Annotated in this window: 19 protein-coding genes; 14 read left to right on the top strand and 5 right to left on the bottom strand. The window is 70.7% G+C overall.

All coding sequences use genetic code 11. From position 1 onward, the window contains the following. The first annotated feature begins 102 nt into the window (after positions 1–102). A complete protein-coding gene (locus AB0K67_RS39905) occupies positions 103–966 on the top strand; it encodes a helix-turn-helix transcriptional regulator (RefSeq protein ID WP_364070686.1) in 864 nt (287 codons plus the stop codon). A 6-nt stretch (positions 967–972) separates the two neighbouring features. Here AB0K67_RS39905 and AB0K67_RS39900 read toward each other — a convergent pair whose 3' ends face one another. Continuing rightward, entirely contained in the window at positions 973–1572 is a 600-nt protein-coding gene (locus AB0K67_RS39900) for a DUF1707 domain-containing protein (RefSeq protein ID WP_364070683.1), read from the bottom strand. Positions 1573–1723: 151 nt separating this feature from the next. On the opposite strand from AB0K67_RS39900, the gene AB0K67_RS39895 reads away from it, so the two are divergent. The 8 genes from AB0K67_RS39895 (at position 1724) to AB0K67_RS39860 (ending at position 7820) form a co-directional block, all read left to right on the top strand. Beyond that, positions 1724–2932, top strand: coding sequence for a cytochrome P450 (locus AB0K67_RS39895; RefSeq protein WP_364070680.1), 1209 nt, complete (start codon positions 1724–1726; stop codon positions 2930–2932). A gap of 221 nt (positions 2933–3153) precedes the next feature. After that, positions 3154–3834, top strand: a complete 681-nt coding sequence (locus AB0K67_RS39890; RefSeq protein WP_364070678.1) for a CBS domain-containing protein — start codon at positions 3154–3156, stop codon at positions 3832–3834. 5 nt (positions 3835–3839) lie between these two features. Next, positions 3840–4445: a CBS domain-containing protein gene (locus AB0K67_RS39885; protein ID WP_364070794.1), complete on the top strand. Its 606-nt coding sequence runs from the start codon at positions 3840–3842 to the stop codon at positions 4443–4445. Then, on the top strand, positions 4442–5125 hold the full coding sequence (locus tag AB0K67_RS39880; protein ID WP_364070676.1) for a CBS domain-containing protein: 684 nt from the start codon (positions 4442–4444) through the stop codon (positions 5123–5125). Before AB0K67_RS39885 ends, AB0K67_RS39880 begins: the two co-directional genes overlap by 4 nt. Positions 5126–5166: 41 nt before the next feature. Further along, positions 5167–6057, top strand: a complete 891-nt coding sequence (locus AB0K67_RS39875) for a phosphotransferase (protein ID WP_364070674.1) — start codon at positions 5167–5169, stop codon at positions 6055–6057. A 113-nt stretch (positions 6058–6170) separates the two neighbouring features. Beyond that, entirely contained in the window at positions 6171–6590 is a 420-nt protein-coding gene (locus tag AB0K67_RS39870; protein ID WP_364070671.1) for a hypothetical protein, read from the top strand. A gap of 54 nt (positions 6591–6644) precedes the next feature. After that, positions 6645–7031 carry an SHOCT domain-containing protein gene (locus tag AB0K67_RS39865; RefSeq protein WP_364070668.1) on the top strand — a complete coding sequence of 129 codons (387 nt, stop codon included), beginning with the start codon at positions 6645–6647 and terminating at the stop codon, positions 7029–7031. 147 nt (positions 7032–7178) lie between these two features. Beyond that, positions 7179–7820 carry a response regulator transcription factor gene (locus AB0K67_RS39860; protein ID WP_364070666.1) on the top strand — a complete coding sequence of 214 codons (642 nt, stop codon included), beginning with the start codon at positions 7179–7181 and terminating at the stop codon, positions 7818–7820. 75 nt (positions 7821–7895) lie between these two features. On the opposite strand, the gene cydB is transcribed toward AB0K67_RS39860, so the two are convergent. Next, the gene (gene cydB, locus AB0K67_RS39855; RefSeq protein WP_364070664.1) at positions 7896–8888 is read right to left on the bottom strand and encodes a cytochrome d ubiquinol oxidase subunit II; all 993 of its coding nucleotides are present in this window, start codon (positions 8886–8888) and stop codon (positions 7896–7898) included. Between the two features lie 16 nt (positions 8889–8904). Then, a complete protein-coding gene (locus AB0K67_RS39850; protein ID WP_364070661.1) occupies positions 8905–10278 on the bottom strand; it encodes a cytochrome ubiquinol oxidase subunit I in 1374 nt (457 codons plus the stop codon). A gap of 225 nt (positions 10279–10503) precedes the next feature. Between AB0K67_RS39850 and AB0K67_RS39845 the strand changes: the two genes are divergently transcribed. Genes AB0K67_RS39845 through narI form a run of 4 tightly spaced genes read left to right on the top strand, consistent with a single transcriptional unit; the run spans position 10504 to position 17100 of the window. Further along, positions 10504–14148, top strand: coding sequence for a nitrate reductase subunit alpha (locus AB0K67_RS39845; RefSeq protein ID WP_364070658.1), 3645 nt, complete (start codon positions 10504–10506; stop codon positions 14146–14148). After that, positions 14148–15785 (top strand): nitrate reductase subunit beta, encoded by a 1638-nt coding sequence (gene narH / locus AB0K67_RS39840; RefSeq protein ID WP_364070655.1) that lies wholly within the window; start codon positions 14148–14150, stop codon positions 15783–15785. The genes AB0K67_RS39845 and narH overlap by 1 nt, the downstream gene beginning before the upstream one ends. Continuing rightward, positions 15782–16390 carry a nitrate reductase molybdenum cofactor assembly chaperone gene (gene narJ / locus AB0K67_RS39835; RefSeq protein ID WP_364070653.1) on the top strand — a complete coding sequence of 203 codons (609 nt, stop codon included), beginning with the start codon at positions 15782–15784 and terminating at the stop codon, positions 16388–16390. Before narH ends, narJ begins: the two co-directional genes overlap by 4 nt. After that, positions 16387–17100 carry a respiratory nitrate reductase subunit gamma gene (gene narI / locus AB0K67_RS39830; protein WP_364070651.1) on the top strand — a complete coding sequence of 238 codons (714 nt, stop codon included), beginning with the start codon at positions 16387–16389 and terminating at the stop codon, positions 17098–17100. Before narJ ends, narI begins: the two co-directional genes overlap by 4 nt. A gap of 47 nt (positions 17101–17147) precedes the next feature. Here narI and AB0K67_RS39825 read toward each other — a convergent pair whose 3' ends face one another. Beyond that, positions 17148–18347: an MFS transporter gene (locus AB0K67_RS39825; RefSeq protein ID WP_364070649.1), complete on the bottom strand. Its 1200-nt coding sequence runs from the start codon at positions 18345–18347 to the stop codon at positions 17148–17150. A gap of 693 nt (positions 18348–19040) precedes the next feature. Between AB0K67_RS39825 and AB0K67_RS39820 the strand changes: the two genes are divergently transcribed. Further along, positions 19041–19799: a peptidase inhibitor family I36 protein gene (locus AB0K67_RS39820; RefSeq protein ID WP_364070646.1), complete on the top strand. Its 759-nt coding sequence runs from the start codon at positions 19041–19043 to the stop codon at positions 19797–19799. 55 nt (positions 19800–19854) lie between these two features. Here AB0K67_RS39820 and AB0K67_RS39815 read toward each other — a convergent pair. Then, positions 19855–20077 (bottom strand): hypothetical protein (locus AB0K67_RS39815; RefSeq protein ID WP_364070643.1); only part of this gene is annotated, 223 nt, incomplete at its 5' end.

Below are 20077 nucleotides of genomic sequence, written 5' to 3'. Positions count from 1 at the left end.
CCGCACTGTCCGCCGGGAGCGGCCCGCACAGCCATCTCCCTGCTGTGGGTGCACCTGACAGGTACACCCACGAGGGCGATTCCTCCGCCTACGATCGCTGGTGTGGAGAGTCTCGGAACGTTCCTCAAGCGGCGGCGCGACCAGGTGACACCGGCCATGGCCGGGCTGCGCACCTACGGCACCACGCGCCGCGTGCCGGGCCTGCGGCGCGAAGAGCTGGCGCAGCTCGCGGGCGTGAGCGTCGGCTACTACACCCGCCTGGAGCAGGGCCTGGCGGAGACCGCGTCCAAGCAGGTGCTCGACGCCATCGCGCGGGTGCTACAGCTCGATCCGATCGAGACCGTGCACCTCCACAACCTCGCCAGGCAGCCCTCCGCCTCCGGCCTGTCAGAGCCTCCCGAGGAGCAGCCGCACCCGAGGGTCATCGCGCTGCTGGAGTCGCTGGGCGAGGCGATGCCGGCGATCGTCCTGGGCCGCCGGGGCGACGTGCTCGCCTGGAACCGCACCGGGCACGCGCTCATGGCCGAGCACGTCCCGTACGACGCCCCGCGGGATCCGGCGCGCCGCCCGTCGATGCCGCGGATGTTCTTCCTCGACCCGTTCACCCGCGACCTGCACCGCAACTGGGACGAGCTGGCCCGCATCCACGTCGCCTACCTCCGGCTCACCGCCGGGCGCTTCCCCACGGACGCCCGCCTGGCGCGGCTGATCGGCGAGCTGACCATGCGCAGCTCCGAGTTCGCCACGATGTGGGCGATCGGGGAGGTCGCCGACTGCACCGTCGGCACCCTTGACCTGCGGCATCCCACCGTCGGTGCCGCCAACGTCACATACCAGGTCTGGCTCCAGCCCGACAGCCCCGACCACCGGCTCGAGGTCTATACGCCGAACGACCCGGGCTCCGCCGACGCGCTGCGCCTCCTGGCCCACCAGAGCAGCCGTCCGGCACCCGCCGAGCAGCACTGAGGGACGTCAGCGCCGTTCTTGGAGGCGGCGCAGCTTGCGGCGTTCCCAGCTGTTGGGATGGCGGACGACCACTCCCCCGGCGCCGCCGTTGCCGGACAGGCGGACGAGCGGCGTCCTGGGCTGCCGTTCGGGGGTGGTCTTGTCGCGGAAGCCGCCGAGCCCGGAGCTCATGCCGGACGTCTCCGTGCCCCAGTCGTCGGGGATGACGATCGTGACGCCGCCCATTTCGCCGTGCGCCTCGATGGCGATCTCGGGCAGGCGGCTCTCGACCTGGGTGAAGTCGAGCTTGACGGAGCCCATGCCGCCGTACGCGATGATGCGGGGCGGCACGTCCCAGCGGCCGGTACGCGTCTCGCCGTGCATGCCGCCGCTGAGGACCAGCGGCTCCTGGTTCACCCTTACGTCCGGCGGCAGGTCGGCGGTGAGGGCGTCGAGGTCGGCGTACGTCTTGGCGGTCAACGCCTTGCTCAGGCGCACGTCCAGTTCGTCGAGGTCGAGCCGGCCCTCGGCGGCGGCGTTGTTCAGCCGTTCCACCACCGCTTCGCGCTCGTCGTGCGAGACGCGCCACTGGTCGCGGCGGACGGGTTCCGGGTGCCCCTGAGTCATGACTCGATATTACGGGCATAAAGCGATCTGGCAGGCGCGTCCGGGATCGATTGGACTATTCAGCGTTGCTAGGTACCGGTAGTCAGTGTTACTTTCTACCAGTACTTAGCATCACCAAGTAGCCACGCCCCCGATTCCCCTAAGGATGACCGTGACCGCATCCCCGCACGTCCTCACCACCATGCCCGCCGAGCCCCCGCCGGGCTGCCCGTTCGACCCGCCCGCCGGACTGATCGCGGCCCGCACGCATGGCCCGGTCAGCCGGCTCACCTTCGCCGACGGCCACGAGGGCCTGGTCGTCACCGGCTTCGACCTGGCCCGCGCGATCCTCGCCGACCCCCGCTTCAGCTCCCGCAAGGAGCTCATGCGCCACCACCCGACCGTCGACTACGGCGACATCGAGGTCCCTCCGGCACCGCCCGGCGAGTTCCTGCTCATGGACGAGCCGCAGCACGGCCGCTACCGCAAGCCCCTGGCCGGCAAGTTCACCGTACGCAGGATGCGGCTGCTCACCGAACGCGTGGAGCAGATCACCGCCGAACACCTGAACGCCATGGAACAGGCGGGCCCGCCGGCCGACCTGGTGACCGCGTTCGCCAAGCCCGTCCCGGCCATGGTCATCTGCGAGCTACTGGGCGTGCCCTACGCCGACCGGGACCGCTTCCAGGAGAACATCGACATCTTCCTCGGCGGCGAGGCGAGTGACGAGAAGCTGATCGCCGCGTACGTCGCGACCCGGCAGTACCTCGCCGAACTGGTCGCCGCCAAGCGCGCCCACCCCACCGACGACGTGCTCAGCGACCTGCTCGACACCGACCTGACCGACGAGGAGCTGCAGGGCATGGCCCTGATCCTGCTGTCGGCCGGTTTCGACACCACCGCCAACATGCTGTCGCTCGGCACGTTCGCGCTGCTGCGCAACCCGGACCAGCTCGCCGCCCTGCGCGCCGACCCCGCCCTCATCGACCAGGCGGTGGAGGAGCTGCTGCGGTACCTGTCCGTGGCCAAGCAGTTCTACCGGGTCGCGCTGGAGGATGTGGAGATCGCGGGCCACACCGTCCCGGCCGGCACCACCGTCATCCTGTCGCTCGCCACCGCCAACCGCGACCCCGAACGCTTCCCCGACCCCCATAGGCTCGACCTGCACCGGCGGGACGGCGGCCACCTGGCCTTCAGCCACGGCGTCCACCAGTGCCTCGGCCAGCAGCTCGCCCGCGTCGAGATGCGTGTCGCGCTCCCCGCGCTGCTCGCCCGCTTCCCCACGCTGCGCCTGGCCGTACCGGAGAACGAGGTCCCGCTGCGCCCGGAGACCTCGGACATCCGCGGCGTCAAGAGCCTCCCCGTCACCTGGGACGCCTGACCGCCACCAGGCCTTACGAGCCGTACGCGGTGGCGATCGCGCGATCTCCACCCTGGGGTGGAGATCCGCCGCGAGCGGACGGCGCTGAGAAGGTCCGGGTCACGTCGCCCGCGCACATCACGCACACGGCTGACCATCGTCCGGCCGGGCCGGGACCTTCGACTCTGCGCGGCGCAGCCCGTACGGCATGTGATGGAGGTGGGCCGACGAGGGAGGACGACATGCGCATGACCGTGGCGGACGTGATGACGGAGAAGGTCGTCGCGGTGTCCGCCGACACGCCGTTCAAGGAGGTCGCCGAGACGCTCATCCAGGCCGGCGTGAGCGCGGTGCCGGTCGTCGGCGACGACCGGCGCGTGCTCGGCATGGTGTCGGAAGCCGACCTGCTGCGCAAGGAGGAGTTCCGGGAGCAGTTCTACCGCGAGGGCTACCGGCCACCGCTGCGCGCCCGGCTGCGCCACCCCAAGGGCAGGCGGAAGGCAGAGGGCGACACCGCGGCCGAGCTGATGACCAGCCCCGCCGTCACCATCACCCCGGCCTCGACCACGGTGGAAGCCGCCCGGCTGATGGACGAGCGGGACGTCAAGCGGCTCGCGGTCGTCGACTACGACGGCCGTCTCGCCGGCATCGTCAGCCGCCGCGACCTGGTGAAGGTGTTCCTGCGGCCGGACGAGGACATCGCCCGCGAGATCCGCGACGAGGTGCTCGACAAGACCCTGTGGGTGAACACCGACGGCGTCCGGGTCGAGGTGGAGCGGGGCGTGGTGACACTGTCGGGCCGGATGGAGCGCCGGACGGAGGCCGCGATCGCCGCGCGCATGGCCGCCCGGGTCAACGGCGTGGTCGACGTCGTCGACAAGCTGTCCTGGAGGCAGGATGACGCGGCCTGGGTGGGCAGGTGACCGTCATGCTCGTACGCGAGGTCATGACCAGCCCGGCCGTCACCGTCCACCGCGCCGACCCGGTGCGGCGGGCCATCCGCGTCCTGTACGGCAACGACATCACCGCCGCCCCGGTCGTGGACGAGTCCGGCCGCCTGGTGGGCGTGGTCAGCGAGCTGGACCTGCTGCGCGGGGAGTTCGAGCCCGATCCCCGCGCCGCCCTGCGTCCGGTGCCGGCGGCCGGTGAGCCGCCGCCCCGCCGCGTCCTGGAGGTGATGACCCGGCGGCCGGTCACGGTCACGCCGGCGACGGACGTCACCGCCGCCATCGGCCTCATGGTGGGCGAGCGGATCAAGAGCCTGCCCGTGGTCGAGGGCGGCCGGGTCGTCGGCATGGTGAGCCGGCGCGACCTCATGGCGATGCTGGCCCGTTCCGACGACGACCTGCGCCGGGACGTCGTCGACGCGCTGCGCGAGCAGTATCCGTTCGGGCCGGGCTGGGACGTCACCGTGCGCGACGGCGTCGCCGAGCTGAGCGGCCCGCCCCACGAGCACGCCGACAAGATCGCCGACGTGCTCGCCCGCACCGTCCCCGGCATCGTCCGGGTCAAGCACATCAGGAGGTCGCCATGACCGCTCTGGTCGGGAACGTGATGACCACCGACGTGGCCGCCGTCCGCGAGACCGACTCCTTCCACAAGGTCGCCGAGCTGCTCATCGAGCGGGGCGTCAGCGGCGTTCCCGTGGTGGACGGCGAGGGCCGCGTGCTCGGCGTCGTGTCCGAGGCCGACCTGCTGGCCAAGGAGGAGTTCAAGCAGCGCTACTACGGCGACGACTACCGTCCGCCGCTGCGCGCCCGCATCCGCCACGCGGCCGGCAGCGAGGGCAGCGGCCTGCGCAAGGCGCGGGGCGAGACCGCGGGCGAGCTGATGACCGGCCCCGCCCACGTCACCACCCCGGACGCGCCCGTGGTGTCGGCCGCCCGGCTGATGGACCGGCACGGCGTCAAGCGGCTGCCCGTCGTGGACGCGGACGGCCGCCTGGCCGGCATCGTCAGCCGCCGCGACCTGATCAAGGTGTTCCTGCGTCCCGACGAGGACATCGAGCGCGAGGTACGCGAGGCCCTGCAGGGCCAGGCGGGCGTCGCCGTGCGGGACGCCGTCGTCACCCTGACCGGCATGTACGAGGAGCGCAGCCAGGCCATGACCGCCGTCCGCCTGGCCGAGAACATCGACGGCGTCGTGGCCGTGCGCGACGAGCTGAGCTGGAAGCACGACGACGTCGCCGACCTGCCCGTTTGGGGCGGGGCATAACCCCCTGCGCCTTGACACCGGGCCGGATCCGGATCACGTTTGTGCAGTGGGGGAAGGATGACAGGCGCGGCTCAGGTCCGGCGGAGCCGCTGCGCGCGTGGGTCGAGGATCGGCTCGGTGATCGGATCGGGGCGGTAAGGTCCCTGCACGACGGGGAGAGCCCCTGGTGGGTCGATCTGGCAGCCCCTGGCGGGGCGACGTCATCGGTGGTGCTGCGGGCGCCGAGCAGCCGCATCGGGCCGGAGCTCATAGCGACGAACGCGGCGGCGCTGCTCGTCGCCGAGAAGCACGGGCTGACGGCTCCGCGTCTGCTCGCGGCCGATCTCGACGGCCGCGCGGCCGGGGTACCGGCGACCTTGGAGACCGTCATATCCGGGACCAGCGCATGGCCCGCGACGGTCTCCCCTGAGCTGCTCCTGGCGGCGGGCGCGGCGCTCGCCCGCGTGCACGCGGTCGCCCTCGATCCGCAGCCGGATCTTCCGTTCCGGCCGCGCCCCATCGCGGTCGACGACTTCGCCCGGGACCGCCGGGAGGGCAGGATGCCGACCACGGCGCTGCTGCAGAAAGCCGACGAACGCGTCCAGGCGATCAAGCTTCCGGCCACGCCGAACGTCTTCGTGCACGGCGATGTGTGGCCCGGCAACACGGTGCTCGCCGGCAGCGGGGTGCGCGCGCTGATCGACTGGAAGACGGCCGGCGTCGGCGATCCCGGCGTGGATCTCGGCGAGCTGCGCAAGCAGGCCGCGATCCTGTACGACGACGACGCGCCCGCCTATGTGCTGGCGGGCTGGGAACGTGCCACCGGCACGCGGGCCGAGGACGTCCCGTACTGGGACGCCGTGGCCGCGCTCAACACGCCGACCGAGGGCCACAGCCCTCACGTCACCCGCCGGCGCGACCGGTTCCTCGAGGCCGCGATCGCGCGGTTGTGATCGGCGACGGACCCTCGCCGATCCGGGAATCGTTGCTGGTTTGGTGGTCGGCCTGCGGGTAGCTGGACGGCGTCCGTGCGTTCATCGCGCGTGCCCGAGGACGAGGAGTCGAGATGTCCTCAACGACAACCGGTCATCGCCCGTCCGGCTGGGTGGTGGGACTGGCCTACTTCGCCGGAAGCATGATGGTGCTGAGCGGGCTGTTCGGCGCGCTCTCCGGAATCGCCGCCATCTTCCGGAACGACGTGTACGTCTTCCGCGGAGACTATGTCTTCAAATGGGACCTGACCGCGTGGGGCTGGGTCCACCTCGCCATCGGCGTCCTCATCTTCCTGGCCGGCCTGGCCGTGTTCGCCGCCCAGGCGTGGGGGCGCGCCGTGGGCATCGTGCTCGCCGTGCTGAGCGCCGTGGCGAACTTCCTGTTCCTGCCCTACTACCCGCTCTGGAGCGTGCTGATCATCGTGCTGAACGTCCTGGTCATCTGGGCCTTGACGATGTACAACCGCCGGGCCGGGGGCTCGGCGGCCCAATGACGACGGGGGCAGGCCGCTCCCGTCGGGCTCGGCCCCATAGGAGGGACGGCTGACATGGACGACTATCCGCTGCTGAACATCTTCCTCACCATGATGTGGTTCTTCCTCTGGGTCGTCTGGCTGATGCTGGTCTTCCGCGTCATCGTGGACCTCTTCCGCGACGACACCGTGAACGGCTGGGCCAAGGCGGGCTGGTCGATTCTGGTCATCGTCCTGCCGCTGGTGGGCGTCCTCCTCTACCTGATCGTGCGCGGCAAGGGGATGGGCCGCCGCGAGGCCGCCGCGGCGATCGAACGCGAGGCCCGCTACTACGAGGCCGCCGGACGGCGGACGGCCACCGGCCAGGCCGATGAGCTCGCGCGGCTGGCCGATCTCAAGAACCACGGGGACCTCACGCCGGAGGAGTACGAGCGCGCCAAGACCAAGGTCCTGGCGGCGTAGGAGGCCGGCGCAGGTGAGCGGGCGGCCCGTGGGGGTGATCGCCCGCGCCGGCACGGAGGCCACGTCGCGACCGCGGGGGACCTTCGCCGGTCCGACTCGGGACCTTCGTCCTTTGACCCGGGTCGCCGGTTGGGTAGCGTCACTTCCATGATTCGTGTGTTCCTCCTCGACGATCACGAGGTCGTCCGCCGGGGTGTCGCGGCGCTGCTGGACTCGGAGGACGACATCGAGGTGGTCGGCGAGGCGGGCACGGCCGAGTCCGCGATCGCGCGCATCCCCGCGCTCAGGCCCGACGTGGCGATCCTGGACGTCCGGCTGCCCGACGGCAGCGGCGTGGACGTCTGCCGCGAGGTGCGCTCGCGGGTGCCGGGGCTGGCGTGCCTGATGCTGACGTCGTTCGCCGACGACGACGCGCTGTTCGACGCGGTGATGGCCGGGGCCGCCGGTTACGTGCTCAAGCAGATCCACGGCTCCGACCTGGTGGGCGCGGTCCGTACGGTGGCGTCGGGACAGTCGCTGCTCGACCCGCAGACGACGGCCGCCATGCTGCAGCGGCTGCGCGACCAGGCCGCCAAGAAGGACCCGCTCGCCGCGCTGACCGAGCAGGAGCGCCACATCCTCGACCTCATCGGCGAGGGGCTCACCAATCGGCAGATCGGCGAGCGCATGTTCCTCGCCGAGAAGACCGTGAAGAACTACGTGTCGAACCTGCTGTCCAAGCTCGACATGCAGCGCCGCACGCAGGCGGCCGCGCTGGCGGCGCGGCTGCGCGCCGGCCGCAAGGACTGACCGGGTTCCGCCGGCGTGACCGCCGCGCCGCCGGCTCGGGTCAGACGCCGTGGTTCCCCGGGAGAGGGGGCCTTCTCACCGGGAGCCGGCGGGCGGCCCGGTGAGCCGGCGGCGGAAGACCCAGTACGTCCACGCCTGGTAGGCCAGCACCACGGGCGTGAAGATGGCCGCCACCCAGGTCATCACCGTGAGCGTGTACGGCGTGGAGGCGGCGTTGGTCACGGTCAGGCTGTTGGTCGGGTCGAGCGCGGGCAGCACGTTCGGGAACAACCTGACGAACAGGCCGGCCACCACCGCGACCACGGCGACCGCGCTCGCGGTGAAGGCCCAGCCGTCGCGGCCGCGCAGCGTCGCCGCCGTCGCGCCCAGCAGGCCGAGCGCCGCCAGCGCCACCGCCGCCCACCAGGCGCCCTCCAGGACGGGCCGCGGTCCGCCGATGGTGAGCAGGAACGCCATCACCACCACGATCGTCGCCGGCGCCAGGCTCCTCGCCGCCCGCGAGGCGGCCGCACGCAGCTCGCCGGTGGTGCGCAGGGCGAGGAAGACCGCGCCGTGCGAGGTGCACAGCAGCAGCGTGGCGAGCCCGCCGAGCAGCGCGAACGGGTTGAGCAGGGTGAACAGGGTGCCAGTGTACTCGTGGCGGGCGTCCAGCGGCACCCCGCGCACGATGTTGGCGAACGCCACGCCCCACAGGAAGGCCGGGCCGAGCGACCCCCAGAAGAAGGCCCGGTCCCAGCCGCGCGGGCTGCCGGACTTGCCGCGATACTCCAGCGCCACGCCACGCGCGATGAGCGCCAGCAGGATGAGGAACAAAGGCAGGTAGAAGCCGCTGAACAGGGTGGCGTACCACTCGGGGAACGCGGCGAACGTCGCCCCGCCCGCCACCAGCAGCCACACCTCGTTGCCGTCCCAGACGGGCCCGATCGAGCGGACGATGACGCGCCGGTCCGCCTCGTCCCTGCTCAGGAACGGCAGCAGCACGCCGACGCCGAAGTCGAAGCCCTCCAGCAGGAAGTAGCCGGTCCACAGCACGGCGATCAGCACGAACCAGACGGTGGTCAGTTCCATGACGGTGATGTCCTTGTCAGTAGCTGAGTGCGGGGACGGAGGTTTCCTGTTCTGCCTGCTCGTCCGGCCCGATGCGGATGAACTTGATCAGCAGCCGCACCTCGATCGCCGCGAGCACGGCGTAGACCAGGGTGAAGCCGGCGAGCGTGATGGCCACCGACGTGACGTCCGCGGTGGGCGAGACCGCGGCGGCGGTGCGCATGATGCCGAAGACCGTCCACGGCTGGCGGCCCATCTCGGTGAAGATCCACCCCAGGGTGTTGGCCAGGAAGGGCAGCCCGATCCCGGCGATGGCCAGCCGGTAGGCCCAGCGGCCTGACGGGAGCCTGCCGCGCCGGGTCAGCCAGAGCCCGGCGGCCGCGAGCAGCGCCGACAGCGCACCGAACCCGATCATCAGGCGGAACGACCAGTACGCCAGGCCCACGACCGGCCGGTAGTCGCCGGGACCGTAAAGGGCCTGGTAGCGGGCCTGGATGTCATTGATCCCCTCGACCTTGCCGTCCAGGCTGTCGGTGGCCAGCAGGCTGAGGCCGTACGGGATCTGCAGGTTGACGTGGTTGCGGCCGTTCTCCACGTCACCGATCGCGAACAGCGAGAACCCGGCCGACGTCTCGTCCTCCCACAGCGCCTCGGCGGCGGCCATCTTCATCGGCTGCTGCTCGGTCATGATCTGCGCCTGCCAGTGGCCGGAGAACGCCACGCCCACGGCCGAGACGAGCGCGACGACGAGCGCCATCCTGGCGGAGGTGCGAAAGAGCGGCTGGTCGCGTTTGTGGAGCAGGAACCAGGCGCTGACACCGAGCACGAAGGCCGCCGCGGTCAGGAACGCGCCGAAGATGACGTGCGGGAAGGTGACCAGGGTGGTGGAGTTGGTGAGCACCGCCCAGATGTCGGTCAGTTCAGCCCGCCCACCGGCGATCCGGTAGCCGACGGGATGCTGCATCCAGGAGTTGGCGGCGAGGATGAAGTACGCCGAGATGTTCGTGCCGATGGCGGCCAGCCAGATCGTGGCCAGGTGCACCCGGCGCGGCAGCCGGTCCCAGCCGAAGATCCACAGGCCGAGGAAGGTGGACTCCAGGAAGAAGGCCAGCAGCCCTTCCATGGCCAGCGGCGCTCCGAACACGTCACCGACGAACCTGGAGTAGGCGCTCCAGTTCATCCCGAACTGGAACTCCTGCACGATGCCGGTCACCACGCCCATCGCGAAGTTGATGAGAAAGAGCCGGCCCCAGAACCGGGTCAGCTTCAGGTACTCCGGTCTCCCCGTCCGGTGCCAGGCGGTCTGCAGCCCGGCCACGATGATCGACAGCCCGATGGTGAGGGGCACGAACAGGAAGTGGTAGACGGTCGTGACGCCGAACTGCCAGCGGGAGAGATCAAGGACGTCCATGCCGGTCAGGCTGCTGCACGGCCCGGCCCGCTCCCCAGGGGCGTCAGGCCCCGCCCGAAGGGACCTTGGTCCTCCACCGGGAGGCCCTTCGGCCGCCGTGCCCGCCGCCCTGATCGGCAAGGGTGAGGAGAAAGGCATCCGCGAGGATGGCGAGCCACGTTTCTCCCGCCGCCGGCGGGCTAGGTAACGGAACGTGTCGGATCGGTGACGGCAGGGGCGAAAGACATGGCGGGGATGGATGGACCGGTCAGCGACGCGCTGCTGCGGATGGGCCGCCACCTGCGGCCGGGCACGGTCTCGCCGGACCTCCGCGCCCTCTACCAGGTGGGCGGCAGGCAGGCGGACGACTTCTACCGGGACCGGTGGAGCCATGACAAGGTGGTCCGCTCCACGCACGGCGTGAACTGCACCGGCTCGTGCTCGTGGAAGGTGTACGTCAAGGACGGCATCATCACCTGGGAGGCGCAGCAGACCGACTATCCGAGCGTGGGCGGCGACCGGCCGGAGTACGAGCCGCGCGGCTGCCCCAGGGGCGCGGCGTTCTCCTGGTACACCTACTCCCCCACCCGCGTGCGCTACCCGTACGCGCGCGGCGTCCTGGTCGAGCTGTACCGGGAGGCGAAGGCGCGGCTGGGCGACCCGGTCGCGGCGTGGGCGGAGATCACCTCCGACCCGGACAAGCGGCGCCGCTACCAGTCCGTCCGGGGCAAGGGCGGGCTGGTCCGGATCACGTGGGACGAGGCGTGCGAGATCATCGCGGCGGCGCACGTGCACACGATCAAGACGTACGGACCCGACCGGATCGCGGGCTTCTCCCCGATCCCGGCCATGTCGATGGCCTCGCACGCGGTCGGCGCCCGGTTCATCTCGCTGATCGGCGGCGCGATGCTGTCGTTCTACGACTGGTACGCCGACCTGCCGGTGGCCTCGCCGCAGGTGTTCGGCGACCAGACGGACGTGCCGGAGTCGGCCGACTGGTGGGACGCGGCGTACCTGATGCTGTGGGGCTCCAACGTGCCGGTCACCCGCACACCCGACGCCCACTACATGGCCGAGGCGCGCTACCGCGGGCAGAAGGTGGTGGTGCTCGCGCCCGACTACAGCGACGCCGCGAAGTTCGCCGACGAGTGGCTGGCCCCGCGCCCCGGCACGGACGGCGCGCTGGCCATGGCGATGGGCCACGTGATCCTCAAGGAGTTCTTCGCCGACCGCGCCACGCCCGCGTTCACCGAGTACGTCAAGCGCTTCACGGACCTGCCGTTCCTGGTCAGGCTGCGCGAGCGCGGCGGGACGTACGTGCCGGACACGTTCCTCACCGCGGCCGACCTGGACCGGCCGGAGGGGGCGTTCGCGACGGTGCTGCTGGACGCGCGCACCGGCGCGCCGGCCGTGCCGAACGGCTCGCTCGCCTTCCGCTACTCCGAGCGGGGTGAGGGCCGCTGGAACCTCGACCTGGACGGCGTGGACCCGCTGCTGAGCGTCTACGGGGGCGAGGCGGTGCCGGTCGCGCTGCCCCGCTTCGACGACGGCGGCGGCGTGCTGGAGCGGGGCGTTCCGGTACGGCGGGTCGGCGGCCACCTCGTCACCACGGTCTACGACCTGCTGCTCGCCCAGTACGGCGTGGCCCGCGACGGGCTGCCGGGGCGCTGGCCGTCGGGGTACGAGGACGCGGCGGAGCCGTACACGCCGGCCTGGCAGGAGCAGATCACCGGCGTGCCGGCGCGGGCGGCGGCCAGGATCGCCAGGGAGTTCGCCGCGAACGCCGAACAGTCGGGCGGCCGCTCGATGATCATCATGGGGGCGGGGACCAACCACTGGTTCCACTCCGACACCATCTACCGGGCCATGCTGGCGCTGACCACGCTGACCGGCTGCCAGGGCGTCAACGGCGGCGGCTGGGCCCACTACGTCGGGCAGGAGAAGTGCCGGCCGATCACCGGGTGGGCGCAGCTCGCGTTCGGGCTGGACTGGCAGCGCCCGCCCCGGCAGATGATCGGCACCGCCTACTGGTACCTGCACACCTGCCAGTGGCGCTACGACACCTACAGCGCCGACGCCGTCTCCTCGCCGCTCGCCGACGGCGCGTTCGCCGGGAAGGCCACCGCCGACCTGCTGGCGCAGTCGGCCAGGCTCGGCTGGATGCCGTCGTATCCGACGTTCGACCGCAACCCGCTCGACCTGGCCGACGAGGCCGGCGCAGCCGGCGACGGCCCGGCGGCGTACGTGGCGGGTGAGGTCGCGGCCGGGCGGCTCGGCTTCGCCTGCGAGGACCCCGACGCGCCGGGCAACTGGCCGCGCGTGCTGACGGTGTGGCGGGCGAACCTGCTGGGCTCCTCGGCCAAGGGCAACGAGTACTTCCTGCGGCACCTGCTGGGCGCGGACTCCGCCGTACGCGCCCAAGAAGCCCCGCCCGACCGGCGCCCCGGCGACGTTGCGTGGGTGGACGAGGCGCCGCGCGGCAAGCTGGACCTGCTGCTGTCGCTGGACTTCCGGATGACGTCCACGACGCTGTTCTCCGACATCGTGCTCCCGGCCGCCACCTGGTACGAGAAGCACGATCTGTCCTCGACCGACATGCACCCGTTCGTGCACGCGTTCACCCCCGCCATCGACCCGCCCTGGCAGACCCGTACGGACTTCGCCGCCTTCCACGCCATCGCCCGCGCGTTCAGCGACCTGGCCCGCACCCACCTGGGCACGCGCAACGATCTGGTGGCCCTGCCGCTGCTGCACGACACCCCCGACGAGCTGGCCACCCCGCACGGCCGGGTCCATGACTGGCGCGCCACCGGCCGGCCGCCCACGCCGGGCCGGGACTTCCCCAAGGTGGTCGTGGTGGAGCGCGACTACGGGGCGGTCGCGGAGAAGATGGCCTCGCTGGGCCCGCTGCTGGAGCGGCTCGGCGCGACCACCAAGGGCCTGACGTACGACGTGTCCGGCGAGATCGACCGGCTGGCCCGCATGACCGGCACCGCACCCAACGGCCGCCCGTCGCTGGCCCGCGACCGCGACCTGTGCGAGGCCATCCTGGCGCTGTCGGGCACTACCAACGGCCGCCTGGCCGCCCAGGGCTTCGCCACGCTGGCCCGGCGGACCGGCACGTCGTTCGACGGGCTGGCCGACGAGCACCGGCAGATCACGTTCGCCGACACCCAGGCCAGACCCGTCCCGGTGATCACCTCGCCGGAGTGGTCGGGCAGCGAGAGCGGCGGGCGGCGCTACGCGCCGTTCACCATCAACGTCGAGCACCGCAAGCCCTGGCACACCCTCACCGGCCGCCAGCACTTCTACCTCGACCACCACTGGATGCACGAGGCGGGCGAGGCGCTGCCCGTCTACCGGCCGCCGCTGAACATGACCGCGCTCTTCGGCGAGCCGCCGCTCGGCGAGCAAAGCGAGCAGGGCGTCGTCGAAGGTGTCGTCGTCCGCTACCTGACCCCGCATTCCAAGTGGTCCATCCACTCCGAGTACCAGGACAACCTGCTCATGCTGACGCTGTCGCGGGGCGGGCCGACGATCTGGATGAGCCCGGCCGACGCCGCGAAGGCCGGCATCGGCGACAACGACTGGGTGGAGGCGGTCAACCGCAACGGCGTCGTGGTGGCCCGCGCGGTGGTCTCGCACCGCATGCCGGAGGGCACGGTGTACATGTACCACGCCCAGGAACGCGTGGTGGACGTGCCCAAGAGCGAGACGTCCGGGCTGCGCGGCGGCATCCACAACTCGCTCACCCGGCTCCTCGTCAAGCCCACCCATCTGATCGGCGGATACGCCCAGCTCAGCTTCGCCTTCAACTATCTGGGCCCGACCGGCAACCAGCGCGACGAGATCACCGTGATCCGCCGCCGCGGCCAGGAGGTCGACTACTGATGCGCGTGATGGCACAGCTCGCCATGGTGATGAACCTCGACAAGTGCATCGGCTGCCACACCTGCTCGGTCACCTGCAAGCAGGCGTGGACCAACCGGGCGGGCACCGAGTACGTCTGGTTCAACAACGTCGAGACCCGGCCAGGACAGGGCTATCCCCGCCGCTACCAGGACCAGGAGCGGTGGAAGGGCGGCTGGGAGCTGAACCGGCGCGGCCGCCTCACGCTCAAGGCCGGCGGCCGGTTCAGAAAGCTCCTGACGATCTTCGCGAACCCGCTCATGCCGTCCATCCAGGACTACTACGAGCCCTGGACGTACGACTACGACCGGCTCTTCTCCGCTCCCCTCCAGGACGACACCCCGGTGGCGCGGCCCCGCTCGCTCATCAGCGGCAAGCCCATGAAGATCGGCTGGAGCGCGAACTGGGACGACGACCTGGCCGGCGACCCCTCGCCCGACCCGGTGCTGCGCAAGGTGTCGGAGCAGGTGAGGCTGGAGTTCGAGCGGGCGTTCATGTTCTACCTGCCGCGCATCTGCGAGCACTGCCTCAACCCGTCCTGCGTGGCCTCCTGCCCGTCGGGGGCGCTGTACAAGCGGTCGGAGGACGGCATCGTGCTGGTCGATCAGGACCGCTGCCGGGGGTGGCGGATGTGCGTGACCGGATGCCCGTACAAGAAGGTGTACTTCAACCACCGCACCGGCAAGGCGGAGAAGTGCACGTTCTGCTTCCCGCGCGTCGAGGTCGGCATCCCCACGGTCTGCTCGGAGACGTGCGTCGGGCGGCTGCGCTACATCGGCCTGGTGCTGTACGACGCCGACCGCGTCGCCGAGGCCGCCTCCGTGCCCGACGAGCGCGACCTGTACGAGGCGCAGAAGGGTGTGCTGCTCGACCCGCGCGACCCCGCCGTCATCGCCGCCGCCCGCGACTCCGGCATCCCCGACGACTGGCTGGACGCCGCCCGCGAATCGCCGATCCACCGGCTGATCTTCGAGTACGGGGTGGCGCTGCCGCTGCATCCGGAGTACCGCACGATGCCGATGGTCTGGTACATCCCGCCGCTGTCCCCCGTCGTGGACGTGCTCGCCGCCACCGGGCACGACGGCGAGGACGCAGGGAACCTGTTCGGCGCCATCGACGCGCTGCGCATCCCGGTGGGCTACCTGGCCGAGCTGTTCACCGCCGGCGACCCTGCTCCGGTGCGCGCGGTGCTGCGCAGGCTGGCCGCGATGCGCTCGTACATGCGACGGCTCAACCTCGGCCAGGAGCCCGACGAGTCGATCGCGCGCGCCGCCGGCATGACCGGCGCGCAGGTCGAGGGCATGCACCGGCTGCTCGCGCTGGCCCCGTACGCCGAACGGTACGTCATTCCCACGGCGCACGCCGAGCAGGCCGCCGGGCTGGAGGAGCTGGGGTGCAGCCTCGACTACGAGGGCGGCCCCGGCATGAACGGCCCCTTCGGCGAGGCGTCCGGGCGGCCCGCCCCGGTCGCGGTGGAGAGCTTCCACGCCCTGCGCGAACGTCAGCAGGGCGACGACCTGGACGACGCCGACGAGCTGCGCGGCCGGGTGAACCTGCTCAACTGGGACGGCAAGGGCACCCCGGACGGCCTGTTCCCCAAGAGGAGGAGGAGGAAATGAGCGCGCGGACCGTCCACATGGTGGCCTCGGTGCTGCTCGGCTATCCCGACGAGCGGCTCCGCGACGGGCTCGGCGTGCTGCGCGAGGCCGTCTCCTGGCTGCCGTCCGGCGAGGCACGCGACCGGCTGTCGGCCTTCCTTGCGTATGTGGCGGGCACGGACCTTCGTGCGCTGGCGGCGCACTACGTGGCGACGTTCGACCTCAAGCGGCGCTGCTGCCCGTACCTCACCTACTACGCGTACGGCGACACCCGCCGGCGCGGTCCGGCGCTGCTGCGGTTCCAGCACGCGGTGAAGGCGGCTGGGTTCGAGCTCGACGGCGGCGAGCTGCCCGATCACCTGGCCGTGGTGTGCGAGCTGTGGGCGCGCGGCGCGGAACGCGAGGCCCGGCGGCTGCTGCTGGAGCATCGGGCGGGCGTGGAGGTGCTGCACGCGGCGCTGCGCGAGGAGGGCTCGCCGTACGCGGACGTGGTGGCCGCCGTGCTGGCCACGCTGCCCCCGGCGGGCGCGCGCGAACGGCAGGCCGCGCTGCGGCTCGCCGCCGAAGGCCCGCCCGCCGAGGCGGTCGGACTGGAACCCTACGCGATCATGGAGGCGGGCCGATGAGCGTCCTGCTGTGGGTGGTGCTGCCGTACGTGGCGCTGACCGTGTTCGTGCTCGGCCACCTCTGGCGCTACCGCTACGACAAGTTCGGCTGGACGACGCGCTCGTCCCAGATGTACGAGTCGCGGCTGCTGCGCATCGGCAGTCCGCTGTTCCACTTCGGCATCCTCATCGTGGCGCTGGGCCACGTCGGCGGCCTGGTGATCCCGAAGACCTGGACCGAGGCTGTGGGTATCAGCGAGAGCCTTTATCACCTGCTCGCCGTCGTGCTCGGCACGATCGCGGGCATCGCCACCGTGGGCGGCCTGGCCATCCTCATCTACCGCCGCCGCACGGTCGGCCCCGTCTTCACCGCCACCACCCGCAACGACAAGCTCATGTACGCGGTGCTCGCGCTCACCATCGCCCTCGGCCTGGCCGCCACCGTGCACGCCAACCTCGTCGGCGGCGGCTACGACTACCGCACCACCGTCTCGCCCTGGTTCCGGTCCATCTTCCTGTTCCAGCCGCGGCCCGACCTGATGGCGGGCGCGCCCCCGCTGTTCCAGCTGCACGCGCTCAGCGCGCTGGTGCTGTTCGCGATCTGGCCGTTCACCCGGCTCGTGCACATGCTCACCGCGCCCCTCGGCTACCTCACCCGGCCGTACATCGTGTACCGCAGCAGGGACGAGAGCCGGCCTGCGGTCCGGCGCGGCTGGGAACCGACCCGCTGACGATCACGTGCTCCACGGCCTGGAGGCGACGAGGGGCGCTTTGACGCTCAGGTCGTGGACGCGTGCCGGACCGCGAGACTGCGCACCGCGGTCAGGGTCAGAACCACCGCCAGCCCGGCGGTGACCGCCAGCAGCGCCAGGCCCAGCCCGTACGAACCGAGCCGCCCGTAGATGAACCCCATGACCAGCGGCGGCACGAACCCGCCCAGCCCGCCGGCCGCCCCCACCAGCCCGGTGACCGATCCGACCTTGTCGGCCGGAGCCACCTGCGCCACCAGCGCGAACGTGGCCCCGCTGCCCGCGCCGAGCGCCGCCGCCATCGACAGGAACGCGACCGTGCCCACCGGCAGCAGCGGCGGCGTCAGCGCCTGGACCGCCGCCATGACCGCGACCACCGCGAACACCCCCGCCAGCACCCGTACCGGGCCGAACCGGTCCGACAGCCATCCGCCCAGCGGCCGCGCCAGGACCGCGAGCACCACGAACCCGGCCATCCGGTAGGCGGCGTCCGCCTGCTCCAGGTCGTACTCGGTCTCCAGGTAGGTCGGCAGGTAGACGGAGAAGGCGACGTACCCGCCGAACGCGACCGCGTACAGCAGGCACGCCTGCCAGGTGATCGGCAGCCGCCCGGTGTCCGCCAGCCGCTTGACCAGCGGCTGCACTGTGGCGCTGCGCCCCGGCGCATCCCGCAGCAGCAGCCACGCGACGACCGCGTACACCGCCAGCACGACCGCCGTGATGACGAACGGCGCCGCCGCCCCGCCCCACTCGACCAGCCCCACCGTGGTCAGCGCGCTGATGGCCGTACCGCCCATGCCCGCGCCGAAGATTCCGACCGCGAACCCGCGCCGCTGCGGCGGAAACCAGGCGTTGACGAACGGCACCCCGATCGCGAACGCCGTACCCGCGACCCCCAGAAAGAACCCGCCGATGAGCAACGCCGTGAACGACGCCTGCCCGGCGAGCCCGATGAACAGCACCGGCACAATGGTCACCGCCGACACCAGCGGAAACATCACCCGCCCGCCGTACCGATCGGTCAACGCGCCCACCGGAATCCGCCCCAGCGACCCGACGATCACCGGCACCGCGACCAGCAACGCCTGCTGCGGCGCCGACAGCCCGAGCAGCTCCTTGTAGCGCGGGCCGAGCGGACTGAGCAGCGCCCAGGCCCAGAAGTTGACCGCGAACCCCACCGTGGCCAGGCCCAGCATCAGCTTCGCCCGACCACCCACCTCATCCGTCATCGAACCCCGCCTCGCTTCATTACTCAGCGTCATCGTATGGCTTCGACTCGTGGACACCCGCGCCCGGGTACCCGAGCCAACCGCCATCCGACCCCAGCTGAGGACGTACGAGTAGGGCCGGAAGCCCCCATGACCCCGACACCACGTAACCGCTGAGCAGGGACCAACGCCCCTGCCGGCCGCAGCGAGAATGCACCTGATACGTCTAGTGACATCATGGCGGCATGCCGTCCCGCTCGAGCTGAGGCTCGATCAGCCACACGACTCCTACGACATGGACGAGTGGGGCAAAGTCATCGTCGGTCCCGCCCCGGCGGACTTCCTGATGAGCCGCTTCCTCGGCCGACCGGTCCGGGCGGTTCACCGCATCATCGACCGCCATCCAGACGGAGGTCGGTATCCGGCTGGTGTTCGATCGCGGCGAGGTACGCATACTCAACCTGGGCGACGACCTGTCATCACCGACGCTGCCCTGCCGGAAGCACTCGAAGCCGAACTCGTCGAGTCGTCCGGCGACCGCTCACCCGAATGACGCCGCCAACGGCGGCTTTCGCTCGGAATCGACTGCAAGGAGCGCCTTTTCCAGTTCGGCGCTTGATCTCACCTTATGAGCACAACCCCAAGATAAAGGTAAGGCAAAGTCTCGATCAGCGGGGCGCAGATCGCCCATGCTGCTCACCACAATATGGCCGCATGAAAGTGCACCTTAATCAGCATCAACGATGGATTGTCGTCCTCATCATCGCTCTCGCCACGGTCATGACGGCAGTGAATTGCAGCAAGATCTTCGGCGAGAGCAAACTGGCCTCTCTGTGGTTCATTCCGGCAATCGGCTATGCGATCCTAGGGGTCGTTTTCGGCTCCTTCCTGGCTTCATCCGTCCCCGCCGATGAAGCCACCACGCGCGCCGGAGCCATCTCCGTTTCGATAGGAGCCGTGGCGGTCCTGGCCCTCGGCTCCACCTCCGCAGCTCTGTACACACTTGACGAACCTTCCAACACCACGCGGGGAGCCACGGCCAACCGGAACCCCGCCCCCATAGCCAGCGATGTTCCCAAGGGGAACATGGCAGCGCAGGGTAGCGTGGCCGGCCAAGGTAACGCGGCGGGTAACGGCAACATCATCGGCGATGGCAATGTGATCGAAGAGACCCACATTTACCAAAACACCGGCATCAATCCGCACCCGCCCTGCACAGAAGGGGCCATCTGCCTCTGGCCCGGTAAGGGCTTCACGGGAAAGATGTGGAAGTGGACTCCTGGAGAGGATAAAGACGGCCCTCTCCCTGACTATCTACAAGATCACCTCGGTTCGTTTGTTTCCGAGGCATACGGTTGTTTCGTGGACAGCGATGGGGACCAGGCCCCGCGCGAGGTGAAACCGACCCACCATCGCGGCAGGTACATCGAAACTTACGGCGCCGCGATCGACACCATCAAAGCACGCTGCTGATCCGATCGCAGATCGCGACGACAAGAACGGCCTCTGGCGCCACCAGGGGCCGTTCTCATGTGCGATGTGAGCCAAAAGCGGGCGGTTTGCCAAGGAGGGTCGCGTTCAGGGCCGCCCTGAAGCCGCCCAGCTCCACGTGGTAGAGGGCAAGATCGGGCCCGTCCTCGTAGGCCGCACGCAGGCTAGTACTCCAGCCGCACTTCGAGATCTCGATCTGGTCGAGGCTGAGACGTGAGACGGCCACCGCAGTGATCATGTGGGTGTGTGGAATCCAGATG

The sequence above is a fragment of the Nonomuraea sp. NPDC052634 genome, assembly GCF_040678535.1.
Classification (GTDB): Bacteria; Actinomycetota; Actinomycetes; order Streptosporangiales; family Streptosporangiaceae; genus Nonomuraea; species Nonomuraea fastidiosa.
Note: the sequence above shows the minus strand (reverse complement) of the source record. Positions and strands in the feature narration are given on the sequence as shown.